This window comes from Campylobacter sp. RM9328 (assembly GCF_012978615.1).
The window spans coordinates 168,122-182,513 of sequence record NZ_LIWF01000003.1 but is presented as its reverse complement, the minus strand read 5'-3'; the positions used below and the strand labels follow the sequence as shown (position 1 = coordinate 182,513).

Here is a 14,392-nt window from a genome sequence, read left to right as displayed (position 1 = left end):
TTTTTCTAAAAATACGGTTTTGCATAATAGACTATGCCTTTATTTGAAAAAGTTTTTACAATAAACACTGTTATTTTTGATTTCATTTAACATAAAAAGCCTATTCTCTTTAAAATATGCAATAAATTTTTTATCAACGATCTCATAAATCCAGTATTTTACATTGTTGCTTATTATTTTACAACTTTATCTTAAAAATAATTATAAAGTTTCATCACCTAATTTGGTGCACATAGAATATAATGCGAAGCGTCTGTATTTTATTTACAATCCCTGCTATTTACTTAACTGAATTTCCTCTTCTATTTTCATTAATTTTACGAAAATTTCTTCTATGCTATCACGCTCGTTTTGACTAAGAGTAAATTTTTGAGAAGCAAGCAAAGTCTTAAGCATAGCTTCGTTTTCAAGTGCTTCTATGTCAAATTTCTTTGCATTTTCGATTATCTTAGCAACTCTTGGATCTTTTATAACAAAACTTTCATATCCCATTTTATCCCCTCATCATAACAAATCCGGCAAAACGTCCCGTTACGCCCTCTCTGCGATATGAAAAATACATCTCGTCACAGTGCGTGCAGCTTGGCTCAAATTTGATCTTAGTTACACCAAGGCTTGATATCTCGTCATGCAGCGCCATGTTCATATCAAATTTATCATTAAATTTATAACGACCAAACTCACCAAGATCAATGCCTTTTACCTCGTAGCAGCTGCCTTTTATATTTGCTCCGACAAAAACTTCCAAATTTATAGCTTCGCAACCAAAATTATTTTTCATTAAATTTATAGCTTTGGTGCAAATTTTTTTCATCACCCCGGCGCGCCCTGCATGTATAACACAAATCACTTCACAAACAGGGTCTATGATCAAAATAGGAGAACAATCGGCCGTCATTACGCAAAGTGCGGTATTTTTTAGAGTTGTTATAACTGCATCACAGGGGGTTAGCTTTTGATCTTTTGAGGTTAAAATTTCAACTTTGTCTGAGTGAATTTGCTCCATAAAGATCAAATCACCCAGCTTGACACCAAGAAAATTGGCCAAAATTCCACGATTTTTAAGCACGCATTCTTTATCATCTCCAACATGTAAGGCTAAATTTAACCCGGTATACGCACCCTTGCTAAGTCCGAATTTTTTGGAAGTAAAACCGAGCAAAAAACGATCGTCATCTATTTCAAATTTCATTGACGTCCTTTCAAATTTACTTACTCGGTCTTAACTAATACAAGCTAGCAATGTGATCTATCTCATCCCAGCTTGGTTTGGATTTGAAATTTAACTGATGAGCGATATATCTTGCCAGCAAATCGCTTTCGATATTTACGCGTCTGCCAACTTTAAATTTACCAAATAAACTATCTTGAAAAGTAATAGGGATCACTGTAAGACGAACGCCGTTTTTTAGCGTTTCGTTTATCGTCAGGCTTACTCCTTCTATACAAATACTACCCTTGTTTGCCATAAGAGGCATCATACTATTTGGTAAATTTATATAAAAATCAACGCCATTTTCGTGTTTGGTGATTTTATCTATCGTGCCTATCGCGTCGATATGTCCTTGAACCAAGTGCCCATCCACTCTGTCGCTTAGTCTCATGGCTGGCTCTATATGAACCTCTCCTTTTAAATTTTCAACAGCTATATGCGATCGTGTTTCAGCGCTAAGCTCTACGCTAAAACCACCGCTAAAAATATCCACAACGCTAAGACAAGCACCATTAACGGCTATACTATCGCCCAAATTTGGGACATGTTTTGCCTTTAATGTAAGTTTATTATCTTGATAGCTAATAACTTCGGCTATCTCCCGAATCAATCCGTTAAACATTTATCCTCTTTTAAGAAATTGGATAATTATAGCAATTTATGTATAAGATATATATAAGAAAGAAAAAGGATGTTATTTTATGAGATATAAGAGAAATTTATACAGAAGTATAAATTTACTCTTCATATGCTCCAACGGATAAAATTTTATCCATTCGTCTTTGTATTAACTCATCAACGCTTAGTTTTTCAAGCTCGCTAATTTGTGTAATAAAATAATCAGCAAGAGCTTTTGCAACGGTGTCTTTATCTCTGTGAGCACCATTTATCGGCTCGTCTATCACGTCATCTATGAGTTTTAAATTTTTAAGATCGTCGGCTGTAATTCTCATCGCTTTTGTGGCATGCTCTTGCTTACTTGGATCATTCCAAAGTATCGCAGCACAACCCTCCGGCGATATAACAGAAAAGACGGAGTTTTTCATCATGGCAAGTTTATCCGCTACTCCGATAGCTAAAGCACCGCCGCTTCCGCCCTCGCCTATAACGACTGCTATAGTTGGGGTTTTTAAATTTGCAAACTCATAAAGATTTCTTGCGATAGCCTCACTTTGACCGCGCTCCTCAGCCCCTACACCAGGATATGCACCCGGTGTGTCTATGAGAAATAGTATAGGAAGGTTAAATTTTTCAGCCATTTTGGCTACCCTTAGAGCCTTGCGGTATCCCTCTGGATGTGGCATACCAAAATTGCGTCTAAGCTTATTTTTAGTTCCGCGTCCTTTTTGTTCGCCGATAACTACTACTTTTTTGCCACCTATATATCCAATATAACAAACTATTGCAGGATCATCGCGATAAGCTCTATCACCATGAATTTCATAAGCATCAACAAGCATAAATCTAATATAATCAATAGAATAAGGGCGATCAGGATGTCTAGCTAGTTGCAAACGTTGATATTCGTTTAAATTTTTATAAACTTTTGAAATTTCTTTTTCCAAATTTTTATTTAGAATTTCGACTGCGTGCTCATCGCCCTTTATTCTAGCGCTTGCTATATCATCGTCAATTTGCTTAATGCTTTTTTCAAAATCCAAATAGTTTGACATAATTACAACTTTTTAAATATTACAACACCGTTTGTCCCGCCAAAACCAAACGAGTTGCTCATCGCAACATTAATGTCGGCTTTTCTGGCAACATTTGGAACATAATCAAGATCACAATCCGCATCAGGTGTTGTGTAGTTAATAGTCGGAGGCATTATGCCATCACGCATTGCCATTATTGAAATTACAGCCTCAATGGCTCCTGCAGCACCTAAACAGTGTCCTATCTGACCCTTTGTTGAGCTAACGGGCGGAACATTTGCCCCAAAAGCTTGTTTTAGCGCAGCTGTTTCGTTTTTATCATTTACCGGAGTTGATGTTCCGTGTGCATTAATATAATCAACCCTAATATCATCTCCAGCCATGCTAAGAGCTTGTTTCATTGCACTTAATGGACCTTCAAGAGAAGGTGATGTGATATGATGAGCATCGCCACTCTCACCAAATCCTACAAGTTCAGCATAAATTCTGGCTCCCCTTGCCTTAGCACTTTCATACTCTTCAAGCACAAGTGCACCGGCACCCTCACCCATAATAAAACCGTCGCGATCTGCGTCAAACGGACGTGAGGCTTTAGCCGGATCGTCATTTCTTGTAGATAGAGCTTTCATCGCCGCAAATCCACCAACTCCAACACCGCAAATAGTCGCTTCGGCACCAACAACAAGCATACCCTTTGTTTGTCCTACAAGTATGCACTTTGCAGCTTGAGATATAGCGTGTGTTCCGGCAGCGCAAGCTGTTACGCTTGACAGGTTAGGTCCCTGTAAGCCGTGGTTAATAGAAACCATGCCACCAAGCATATTTACAAGAGCTGATGGGATGAAAAACGGTGAAATTCTCTTAACGCCTTTTTCGGCAAGAGTAACTGAGTTTTTTTCTATATTTGGCAAACCGCCTATGCCGGCAGCTGAGCTAACACCAAATTTTGACGCATCAAAATCGCCCAAATTTGCGTCTGCCATGGCTTCATTTGAAGCTTTTATACCAAGCTGTATGAAACGGTCGGCTTTTTTTACCTCTTTGCCGTCAAGAACAGTAAGAGGATCAAAGTCGGTTATTTCAGCAGCGATCTGAACCGGAAAATCACTCACATCAAACGACGTAATGCGTTTTACGCCGGTTTTGCCTTCGCAAATAGCTTTAAAAGAACTTTCTTTATCAAGACCAAGCGAGTTGATCATGCCAATACCTGTTACTACGACTCGTTTCAATACATCTCCTTATACAAAAACTTTTTTGGCGAGGTTAATTACTTTCCAAGTTTTTCTATGTAATTTACAACGTCAGAAATACTAATAAGCTTCTCAGCCTCAGTATCAGGAATTTCTACTTCAAATTTCTCTTCAAGAGCCATAACTAACTCAACAACATCAAGTGAATCTGCGCCTAGATCTTCGATAATTTTAGACTCTAATTTTACTGCCTCAGGATCTACGCTAAGTTGCTCTACAACTACTTCTTTTACTTGATCAAAAACTGCCATTTTAATTCTCCTTATAAAAAATGTCCGATATTTTAATATATTTAAGCTTAAATTAGCCTACATGTAAAGTCCGCCGTTTATTTTTAAGACTTCTCCGGTTGTGTAACTTGCGTAGTCACTTAGTAAAAACGCCACGCCGTTTGCAACATCTTCGGCACTTCCTAATTTCTTCAAAGGTATATTTTGTATGTAATTTTCTTTTACTTCATCGCTTAAAACAGCTGTCATTTCAGTCTCGATAAATCCAGGAGTTATGGCATTAAAGCGAACATTACGGCTCGCACCCTCTTTTGCGAAACTCTTTGTCATGGCTATCATTCCGCCCTTACTAGCAGAGTAGTTTACCTGCCCTGCATTACCCATTTCACCAACTATTGAAGCGATATTTACTACTGCACCGAAGCGTTTTTTGCTCATCACTTTTAAGGCCTCTCTTGAGCCTATAAAAGATGAGGTTAAATTTGCGTCTATTACGCTTGTAAAATCCTCTGTTTTCATTCTTAATGCAAGTTTGTCGTTTGTAATGCCTGCATTATTTACAAGATAGCTTAGCTCGCCGTCACTATCAACTATCAAATTTATACCTTTTATAAATTCATCTTCGTCAGTAACGTCAAATTTAATAACTGCAGCATCGCCTCCGCTAGCTATTATCTCATCTTTAAGCGCGTCTGCTATTTCCGGTTTTGAACGATAATTTATCCAAACTTTTAGACCCATGCCGGCTAGCACTTTAGCTATTTGAGCGCCTATACCGCGGCTTGCGCCGGTTATTAATACATTTTTACCTGAAAATTTCATTTTTATCCTTTTTTATGATTTATTCTTATATCAAATTCCGAGTTTATCAGCTTTTCATAAATTTAAAATAACTTAGACAAAACAAACACCAAAGCTACAGCTAAAATATAGCCTCATCCATCTCTTGCGGTATTTTTAACCCCATTAGTTTTAGCACACTAGGAGCGATATTGCTTAATCCCATGCCCTCTTTTAGCTCATCAACCCCATGCGCCAGCACAAAGCAAAATACATCAAATGTCGTGTGATTTGTCAACATGTCGCCGTTTTCATCTCTCATGGCTTCGCAGTTGCCGTGATCGCTGATTTGGATATAAGCATAGTCTTTTTCTTTAGCTTTTGAGATTATCCTACCCAAACACTCATCAACTGCCTCAACAGCTTTTATCGCCGCATTGATATCGCCTGTATGTCCGACCATATCGCCGTTTGCAAAATTTACAACGATAAAATCCTGCTCGTCATCCATCCCTTTTAACACGGCTTCACAAACCTCGTTAGCGCTCATTTGAGGCTTTTCATCGTATGTTTTTACCTTTGGACTAGGAACTAAAATCCTGGTTTCGTTTTTTACAAGTTCCTCAACTCCTCCGTTAAAGAAAAACGTTACGTGTGCGTATTTTTCAGTTTCTGCTGTATGAAGCTGTCTTAGTCCTGCATCGGCGATAACTTCGCTTAATGTATTTTTTAAATTTTCTTTAGGGATTAAGATCGGGAAGTTAAAATTTGCATCATACTGGGTCATTGTAACTAAATTTTTAACTAAAATTTCACGCTCAAAGCCGTCAAAATTCTCCTCGCCAAAAGCACTTACAAGCTCGCGAACCCTATCATTTCTAAAATTTATAAATATTACTCCATCATCTTTATCGATACCCTTAAAGCCATTAAATTTAACAGGTTCGATAAACTCGTCCGTGATATTTTCTTCATAACATTTTGCGATATATCGGCTAGGTTTTGCCTCGCAAATTTTCTCGCCAGCCCCCATATACACATCATACGCTCGCTTAACGCGATCCCATCTTTTATCTCTGTCCATCGCGTAAAATCTTCCACAGACAGTCGCTACGGTAAATTTATCTTCGATATTTTTAACAAACTCACTCCCGCTCATAGGTGAAACATCACGTCCGTCGGTAATGATATGCGCGAAAACTTCACAACCGTTATCTTTAGCAAGAGCACAAAAATAGTCAAAATGAGCAAGATGGGAGTGAACTCCACCGTCGCTGTAAAGTCCGATTACATGGATATTTTTGCATTTTTTAAATAATTTTTGTAGCTTTCCATCTCTTGTAAAGTCACCGTTTTTGATCGCAAGGTCTATTTTGACTAAATTTTGATATAGAATTCTTCCACTTCCTATAGTCATGTGTCCGACTTCGCTGTTTCCCATTTGCCCTTGCGGAAGTCCAACAGCATGTCCGGATGTTTTTATTAAAGTATTTGCGCTATTTTTAAACAACCAATCAAAAGTCGGCTTTTTCGCACTGCTAAAGGCATTAAATTTATCGCTTGGGTTGTAGCCTATGCCGTCGGTTATCACAAGTACTGTTTTTTGAGCCACACTGCCTCCAAATTTTATAATTTTTTTAACGACATTATACTAAAATTACCATTTTTTATAATTAAAGGCATAAAATTTGTTCTACTATATCTACGAGCTTATAAATTTAAATTTCTTCCAATACCTTACCGTTCGCGCAGGGATGTCGTTTTTTATCTCATTTACGCTAACCATTTGGCTTATGCCTAAATTTATCCGTTGGGCTAGAGCAAAAAATGCAAACCAGCCGATCTATGAGCTTGCTCCGCAAAACCATCAAAAAAAAGGCAAAACACCGACGATGGGCGGACTTGTTTTTATATTTACGGCAGTTGTGGCAAGCCTGCTTTGTGCTAGATTAGAAAATATCTATGTGATAGTAAGCTTGATAACTTTGGTTGGTTTTTGCGCGATAGGATTTGATGATGACTTGGGTAAAATTTTAGGCGCTCAAAACCATGCAGGCATGAAGCCTCGCGTAAAAATGCTCTGCCTTAGCGCACTTGCGCTAGTAGTCGCTTCGATACTATACTTTGCAAGCGATATCGGCGCTGAACTTTTTGTGCCGTTTTATAAATTTCCTATGTTAAATTTGAGCTTTTTTGCCATATTTTTCTGGTCATTAGTCATCGTAGCCACTTCAAATGCGGTAAATTTAACCGACGGTCTTGATGGGTTAGCAACCGTTCCTAGTATATTTTCACTTCTTACCCTAGCCATCTTCGCATACCTTAGCGGACATGCGCTTTTTAGTTCGTATTTATTTTTACCAAAGATCGCAAATTTAGGAGAAGTTATCATCATCGCTACCGCTTTGATCGGCTCTTTACTTGCGTTTTTATGGTATAACTGCTACCCTGCACAAGTGTTTATGGGAGATAGCGGAAGCCTAAGTATAGGCGCATTTATAGGGCTGATGGGCGTAATGAGCAAGAATGAATTTTTACTCATCATTATATGTTTTGTATTTTTTATAGAAACGCTAAGCGTTATTTTGCAAGTTGGAAGTTTTAAAATTTTTAAAAAGCGAATTTTTCTCATGGCGCCGATCCATCACCATTTTGAGATAAAAGGCTGGGTAGAAAACAAGATCATCGTTAGGTTTTGGATCATCGCGCTTTTAGCAAATATCATCGCGCTAATCGCAATCAAGCTAAGATAAATTTATCGACTAAGGAATAAGAGTGAAAAAGAGCTTATTTGGCTACGGCGGAACGATAAAAGCTATCGCAAAAAGCGGTGACTGGGACATTTATGACGATAAATTTAACTGCTGTATGGAGGATGAATTTGGCAACAAGCTGCTACCAGCAAGTGCTTTTGATCCATCTTTTAGCGAACTTGAGATAACTTCTCCAGGTATTGCACCAAACAACGAGCTTATAAAAAAAGCCAGAAATTTAATAAGCGAATATGATTTTTTCGCTTCTAAAATGCCTTTTAACATCTGGATAAGCGGCACAAACGGCAAGACAACTACAACAAAAATGATGCAACACTTGCTTGAGAAATTTGGCTCGCAAATGGGTGGAAACGTTGGAACTCCGTTGGCCGACTTAAGCCTTGACGCAAAAATTTGGATACTTGAAACAAGCTCATTTACCATACACTACACAAACGTAGCAAAGCCGGATATTTACGTGCTTTTGCCCGTCACTCCCGATCATTTAAGCTGGCATGGAAATTTTAATGAGTATGAAAAATCCAAACTAAAGCCTTTTGGCATGATGAGTGAAAACGGCGTTATCATATCTCCTAAAATTTATGCCAAAACACCGACAAAAGCGCATGTTATAAGCTATGAAAACGAATTTGACTTAGCTAAATTTTGCAACATCAATATAGATGATATAAAATTTAAAACACCGTTTTTAACAGACGCCCTTTTAGCTCTTTGTGTAGAAAAAATTCTACTAGATCGCTGCGACGTAGAACTGCTAAACAAATTTATTATAGAAAACAACAAGCTTGAAGAACTTTATGATAAAAGCGGTAGACTTTGGGTAAACGATACGAAAGCTACAAATATTGACGCTACGATACAAGCTTTAAAGCGATATGAAAATCACAAGATCCACATAATACTTGGCGGTGATGATAAAGGCGTGGATATGAATCCTGTTTTTGAAGTGTTAAGTAACGTAAATGCCGAAATTTACGCCATAGGCTCAAATACAAACAAAATGGTCTCCTTAGCAAACAAATTTAATATCACGGTTCATAAATGTGAATTTTTACAAAATGCAGTTAATGAAATTTCAAAAAATATGCAAATTGGCGAAGTCGGGCTCTTAAGCCCCGCATGCGCGAGTATTGATCAGTTTAAAAGCTATGCCGAGCGAGGAGATAAATTTAAAGAATTTATAGCAAATTTTACAAATGATTAAAAAATTATATAAATTTGGCATGGTTTAAACATATTTTAAATTTAAAAAGCTATAATTAGATTTCTTTTTTACTACCGGTGGTTGGATAGCTCAGTCGGTAGAGCAGCAGACTGAAAATCTGCGTGTCGGCAGTTCGATTCTGCCTCTAACCACCATTTTGTCTTTTAATCCCCTGCAAAGCACTTCAAACAAATCAATCAAAAGCCCTAAAATACGGCTCTTATAAGCTATTTATAATGAAATAAGGCACAACTAAATATAATACAATAAAAAGATTTTAGGAACATTTTAGGAACATTGAGAGCATTTTTAGAGGGTAAAAAATCGCCAATGTTCCAAAATATGCCGAATTTTAAAAACGGCAAATGTTCCAAAATGCTTTTAAATATCGTATTTTAGAGACTAAAATGGCAATCGATATTCTAAAAGATACTCAAATACGCAAGGCGGTTAAGAGAGAAAAAGACTACTCATTAACCGACGGCGGGGGATTATCGATACTTATCACTACTAAAGGCGTCAAGCGATGGGTGTTTTACTACATAGACCCGATAAGCGGTAAAAAGTGTAGCGCAGGATTTGGACTTTACCCTGATATAACCCTAGCAAGAGCAAGAGAGCTAAGAGCGGAGTATAAAAGTCTAATATCGCAAGGCATAAGCCCAAAAGAGCATAAAAGGCAAGCAAAGGAGCAAAGGCAAAGCGAATATAAGCAGACGTTTAGCAAGGTATTTAATGAGTGGCTAGAGCTTGAAAAGCTTAGGGTATTACCTAAGACGCTACAAACCAAAACAAACCGCATAAACAATCATATTACGCCCCTTATCGGCAATAGAGCCGTTAAGAGCATAAATCACGGCGAGATAGCGGACATATTAGAGCGCATAGGAAAAGATACACCGCAAACGGCTCAAATTTTACACCAGATTTTAAACAACATATTTCACTATGCCACTACAAAGGGCTACACGCCTTTTAATATAATCTCAAATATCCAAGCAAAGGCGATTATCATCAATAAGCAAGCCGAGCATTACGGCAAGCTTACCGAGATAGAGGATTTAAGAGCATTCATAAATAAAATTTACGACTACCCGTATTTTCTTAGCACACGCAATATTTTAAAATTTGCTTTGCATATTCCTTTACGGGTAGCACCGCTTACGCTTTTAAAATGGGAATACGTGGATTTTGAAAAGAGGCTTTTAGCCATACCAAGAGAGCTACAAAAGAATAAAAACAAGTCTTTAGGCGCTTTTATCTTGCCTTTAAGTGATGAGGTTATAAGCATACTAAGGGAGCAAGAGCGGGAATTTAAAGGCTATCCGTATATTTTTATGAACACTAGCTACAAAAACCCGATACACAAAGATACGCCGACAAAGACCATTAAAGAGCTAGGATTTTACGACAGAGACACGGGGCGAATAATAACGGCTCATAGCTTTAGAGGCATATTTAAAACAGCCGTTTATAACTACAGAGAGCAACACAACACCAGCACGGAAGCAATTAATAAAGCACTCGACCACTTACACGGCGACAGAGTGGAATTATCATACAGCGAGAAAGCCACGTTTTTAAATGAGCTTAGAAAGCTTTTTGAGTGGTGGAGCGGATTTATACTAAATTTGAGAGATAATCCAAGCTGAAACCATCATAAAACCCACCAAAATACTAAAATTTATAAAAATTCTTACAACAATTTAAAAAAACACCTTAAACCAAAAAAATATTTTTAAAATAGATTTAAATCAATATAAATCTATTGAAATTAATAAAATTTTCTATTTAAGCTAATACAAAGAAATCCTTAAGCTTCACAAAAAATACATAATACAATTCACTTCATCAAGCTTGAATAAACTAAAACTAAAGGTAACACAATGCAACAAACTACAAACCAAAGAAAAAAGCTAAGAGCCTATGAAGTCGCAAAGATTTACGGCATTAGCCAAGGCACAATATGGAATTACGTAAAAAAAGGCTACTTAAAGCCCGTAAAAATAGGCGATAGAGTTACGTTATTCGACGCTTTAGAGTGCGACGCATTCTTTAACGGCAAGAAAGCGAGGTAAGGCAATATGAGCCAATCACAAACGAACAAACAAATCTTAGTTAGATTAATGCTCGAGCGAGGCGAGATAACCGCCTCGGACGTAGCGCACATAAGCAATTCTAATCAATACTTCGTGGAGCTCGAGGCATTAGGCATAAGCGACAACAGATGGCATACGAGAGATAACGGCACAAAATGCAAGATGAGATTTATCAAAAATAGGCAAAAGGCGCTTAAATTTCTAAACGCCTACAAAGTAGCTGAGGCGATAGATGAATACGTAAGCGAGGTGCAAAATGTCAGAGTATGAGCGGATAAAGCCCTATTTAAACCGCGACGCGGTAGCTAGCATAATAATCGCTAGCGGTTATGCAGTAGATAGAAGCTACAAATTTAAGATAAGAGACGAGAGGACGCCAAGCGCAAGTATTAACACCGACGGACGCATTAAAGACTTCGGCGGGGATTTTGCGGGCGATATTTTCGACTTTTTAGAGCAGGTTAAAGGCTACTCCAAAGAGCAAGCACTGCAAGCGGTTAAATACGCTTTAAATTTAGACTAAAGAGAAAGGACAAGGCGATGGATAAAGAAAGCATAGAAGCTATCAAGGCGGGGAAAGAGAAATACGGCTTAACGCCTTTAGTAGAAATTGATGAGGTTAAGGCGTTAGACAAAGCGACAACGATACTAGGGGCAGACCCACAAAGCGTTTTTAGCGATTTTGTCTTTAAAAGCATTGAGTATTTAGAGGAGTTAGAAATTCAATATCACATAGTAGATAAGGTTTTTAACGCCAATATTCGGCACGCGGACAAACAAGGCTTTAGCCCGCAAGAAATAGAGCAGATAAAAGAAAATCAAGAGCTACTAACGGGAAATTTAAAGCTAGCGCAAACAATGCTTAATAACTTTTTAGGGGCGCATTATAAAAGCGCATATTTAAAACACGGGGGCGAACGATGAGCGATTTATCACATTTTAAAGGCGTGGCGGTGAGTGCGCCGAATTTAACGGACATAACGGACGAACAGACCTCATCGCACACCGAACATATTATCAAAACAGACCTTAACAAATTAGCAGGGTATTTTAAAGAGAGCTTTTTAAAGACCTATCAGACATACCCGAACGAAACGGACACAAGCGAGCTTTACGCCCTTTATCCAAGAGAGTTTTTAAGCGCGTGCGATGCTAAGATCAAAGAGTTATCAAATTTCTTAGGTTTTAATCCAAAACACCGCTCAATAACTATCACGCTAAAAGACGAAAGCGGACAAGTCCAAGCCGTAGCCACTAGACGGCTAAGAGATGAGGCGGGCAAGATAATAGATGGTAAAAAATGGATACGCGCTCAAGGCTCGATTAATAGCTTTATTGCTACTAAATTTAAAGGCGATGATGAGGCGGTATTTATCGCTGAGGGCTTAGGCGAGATAGGAATATTCGAGTTATTAAAATCCGACTACGTAGCTTTTCAAAACGCGGGCGAAATGGCTAAATTTGAGTTTAGCGACCAAGCAGAGCGGATAACTTCAGCCCTTAAAGGCAAGATAGTTTATTGCTTTGTGGATAACGACGAAGCGGAACAAAGGGGCGCAGACAGCCTTTACCCTATTATCGGACAAGTAGCAAAAGAGCTTTACGAGGTTAAATTTAAAGACAAGCCAAAAGGCTATGACCTAAGAGATTTAATCACAGAGCTATCGCACACGCACGCAGGCGAGATAATGAAAGATAACCTAAAGCCCATAAAGCAAAGAGGCAAGGCGGGTGAGAGATTATTAGACGCAATAGCGAACGAAATCGACAGAGTAAAGGTAAGAATATGAACTTTTCAGAAAGATTAACTAGCAAAAAAGACGACGACCGAATTCATCAAATATTAAACGATGAATTAGTAAGGCTTGAGGCTCATCGGGACATCAAACAAGCCCTACAAGCGACAAAAAGCGATGAGGTAATACAAACACACGGCAAAGAGCAAAACGAGCCTACAAACGCCCGTAAAGACGAAAGCGGGCGAACAAGCTCAAATTTAAGCCTGCTCCCCGAAAATCAAGAACACGCCCGGGCAACTGAAAATTTAGCAGTCCAATCAACCGACGTAAAAAATCACGCGTCAGCCAAAAATCAGACGGGCGACGAGAACGGGCGACAAAGTAACAAGGCGAGAAAGTGGCTAAATTTGGCAGAACTTGCAAAAAGAGCATTAACCGCAGAACAGATTAAGACGTTTCGCCAAGAGTGGATTTATCAGGGCTTTATTCTTAGCCCGTCGATTATAGGCATTTACGCAGACGGGGGCGAGGGCAAAAGCTTTTTTATTCAGCGTTTTTGCGCGTGGCTACTAGATAAAAGACTTATAAATCAAGTATTTTATTTTGATAGCGATAACGACATAGGCACGTTAAAAGAGCGTAAAATTTACGAACTTATCGCACCTTATCGGGGGCGGTTAAATTATCTTACGGCAGAGGACGAAACGGGCACGGAGCTTTACGACCCATACACCCTAATAAGCGAGCTAACCAAAGACGAAGCGACTGATTATAAAAACACGCTTTTAATCTTTGATAGTTTTCAAGACTTTTTTAACGGCAATATGGGAGCAGATAAAGACCTGCAAGAGATATTTAGGGATTTTAAGAGCTTAAGAGCTAGAGGCGCAACAATCATATTTTTACACCATCAGCCAAAACAACCGACCAATAAAGCAGAGAACACGGGGCAATACAAAGGGGCTACCACGTTTAAAACAAAGGTTAATGAGCTTTATTTTTTCGTCAATCGTAGCACGGAAACGGACAAAGAGGCGGGGCGGGCAATCGTAACGCTAGAGCCAAAAAAGAGGCGCAACAAAACGGAGCCTAAAGCCTTTATTGTAGATACCTTAGCAAACACGATAACGGAGGCTAATTTTTATGATTATGCCATAACGGACAAAGAGGCTTTAACGCTTGAATACGTTTTATCGGTTATCAATGAAAGCCCGCAGGGAATAAGCCAAAGCGAACTAATAAAACAGACCAAAGCAAAAGCAACGGCGGACGGAGTAGAGATATTAGCCCTTAATGCGTTTTGGGCGTTTCTAAAAACAAGGACGGGCAAGGACTTCAAAGCTGAAATATTAGACACGGGCAAGCGAGGGCAAAAGCCTACCATCTACCGCCCTTTAAAAAATGAATATACGGCGGTAGAAGTAGTAGAATTTAAAGAGTAGCCC

The 14,392-nt window shown here is 38.6% G+C and carries 17 protein-coding genes and 1 tRNA gene; 10 read left to right on the top strand and 8 right to left on the bottom strand.

What is annotated here, in order from left to right; genetic code table 11:
* Positions 1-276: 276 nt before the first annotated feature.
* The 8 genes from CCAL9328_RS03490 to gpmI form a co-directional block, all read right to left on the bottom strand.
* A complete protein-coding gene (locus CCAL9328_RS03490) occupies positions 277-492 on the bottom strand; it encodes an acetyltransferase (RefSeq protein ID WP_169937081.1) in 216 nt (71 codons plus the stop codon).
* 1 nt (position 493) lies between these two features.
* On the bottom strand, positions 494-1,192 hold the full coding sequence (pgeF, locus tag CCAL9328_RS03485; RefSeq protein WP_170000005.1) for a peptidoglycan editing factor PgeF: 699 nt from the start codon (positions 1,190-1,192) through the stop codon (positions 494-496).
* A gap of 34 nt (positions 1,193-1,226) precedes the next feature.
* On the bottom strand, positions 1,227-1,835 hold the full coding sequence (locus CCAL9328_RS03480) for a riboflavin synthase (protein WP_170000004.1): 609 nt from the start codon (positions 1,833-1,835) through the stop codon (positions 1,227-1,229).
* A gap of 115 nt (positions 1,836-1,950) precedes the next feature.
* On the bottom strand, positions 1,951-2,886 hold the full coding sequence (gene accA / locus CCAL9328_RS03475) for an acetyl-CoA carboxylase carboxyl transferase subunit alpha (RefSeq protein ID WP_169971847.1): 936 nt from the start codon (positions 2,884-2,886) through the stop codon (positions 1,951-1,953).
* A 2-nt stretch (positions 2,887-2,888) separates the two neighbouring features.
* Entirely contained in the window at positions 2,889-4,100 is a 1,212-nt protein-coding gene (locus CCAL9328_RS03470; protein ID WP_169937073.1) for a beta-ketoacyl-ACP synthase II, read from the bottom strand.
* Positions 4,101-4,138: 38 nt separating this feature from the next.
* Positions 4,139-4,372 carry an acyl carrier protein gene (acpP, locus tag CCAL9328_RS03465; protein ID WP_169937071.1) on the bottom strand — a complete coding sequence of 78 codons (234 nt, stop codon included), beginning with the start codon at positions 4,370-4,372 and terminating at the stop codon, positions 4,139-4,141.
* A 57-nt stretch (positions 4,373-4,429) separates the two neighbouring features.
* A complete protein-coding gene (gene fabG, locus CCAL9328_RS03460; RefSeq protein WP_169937070.1) occupies positions 4,430-5,173 on the bottom strand; it encodes a 3-oxoacyl-ACP reductase FabG in 744 nt (247 codons plus the stop codon).
* Between the two features lie 100 nt (positions 5,174-5,273).
* Entirely contained in the window at positions 5,274-6,743 is a 1,470-nt protein-coding gene (gene gpmI / locus CCAL9328_RS03455; RefSeq protein ID WP_170000003.1) for a 2,3-bisphosphoglycerate-independent phosphoglycerate mutase, read from the bottom strand.
* A gap of 76 nt (positions 6,744-6,819) precedes the next feature.
* Here gpmI and mraY point away from each other — a divergent pair, with 76 nt between their 5' ends.
* The 10 genes from mraY to CCAL9328_RS03405 all read left to right on the top strand — a co-directional run bounded on the left by mraY (position 6,820) and on the right by CCAL9328_RS03405 (position 14,389).
* Entirely contained in the window at positions 6,820-7,884 is a 1,065-nt protein-coding gene (gene mraY, locus CCAL9328_RS03450; RefSeq protein WP_169937066.1) for a phospho-N-acetylmuramoyl-pentapeptide-transferase, read from the top strand.
* 22 nt (positions 7,885-7,906) lie between these two features.
* Complete coding sequence (murD, locus tag CCAL9328_RS03445) at positions 7,907-9,109, top strand: UDP-N-acetylmuramoyl-L-alanine--D-glutamate ligase (protein ID WP_169937065.1); 1,203 nt, start codon at positions 7,907-7,909, stop codon at positions 9,107-9,109.
* A gap of 79 nt (positions 9,110-9,188) precedes the next feature.
* Positions 9,189-9,264, top strand: a tRNA-Phe gene (locus tag CCAL9328_RS03440).
* A 252-nt stretch (positions 9,265-9,516) separates the two neighbouring features.
* Positions 9,517-10,761, top strand: a complete 1,245-nt coding sequence (locus tag CCAL9328_RS03435) for a tyrosine-type recombinase/integrase (RefSeq protein WP_170000002.1) — start codon at positions 9,517-9,519, stop codon at positions 10,759-10,761.
* A gap of 234 nt (positions 10,762-10,995) precedes the next feature.
* Positions 10,996-11,187, top strand: a complete 192-nt coding sequence (locus tag CCAL9328_RS03430) for a helix-turn-helix transcriptional regulator (protein ID WP_170000001.1) — start codon at positions 10,996-10,998, stop codon at positions 11,185-11,187.
* Between the two features lie 6 nt (positions 11,188-11,193).
* A complete protein-coding gene (locus tag CCAL9328_RS03425) occupies positions 11,194-11,478 on the top strand; it encodes a hypothetical protein (protein WP_170000000.1) in 285 nt (94 codons plus the stop codon).
* Entirely contained in the window at positions 11,465-11,731 is a 267-nt protein-coding gene (locus CCAL9328_RS03420; protein ID WP_169999999.1) for a hypothetical protein, read from the top strand. Before CCAL9328_RS03425 ends, CCAL9328_RS03420 begins: the two co-directional genes overlap by 14 nt.
* Positions 11,732-11,748: 17 nt before the next feature.
* Positions 11,749-12,132 carry a hypothetical protein gene (locus tag CCAL9328_RS03415; protein WP_169999998.1) on the top strand — a complete coding sequence of 128 codons (384 nt, stop codon included), beginning with the start codon at positions 11,749-11,751 and terminating at the stop codon, positions 12,130-12,132.
* Entirely contained in the window at positions 12,129-12,998 is an 870-nt protein-coding gene (locus CCAL9328_RS03410) for a hypothetical protein (protein ID WP_169999997.1), read from the top strand. Before CCAL9328_RS03415 ends, CCAL9328_RS03410 begins: the two co-directional genes overlap by 4 nt.
* On the top strand, positions 12,995-14,389 hold the full coding sequence (locus CCAL9328_RS03405; protein ID WP_169999996.1) for an AAA family ATPase: 1,395 nt from the start codon (positions 12,995-12,997) through the stop codon (positions 14,387-14,389). Before CCAL9328_RS03410 ends, CCAL9328_RS03405 begins: the two co-directional genes overlap by 4 nt.
* The last annotated feature ends 3 nt before the right edge of the window (positions 14,390-14,392 follow it).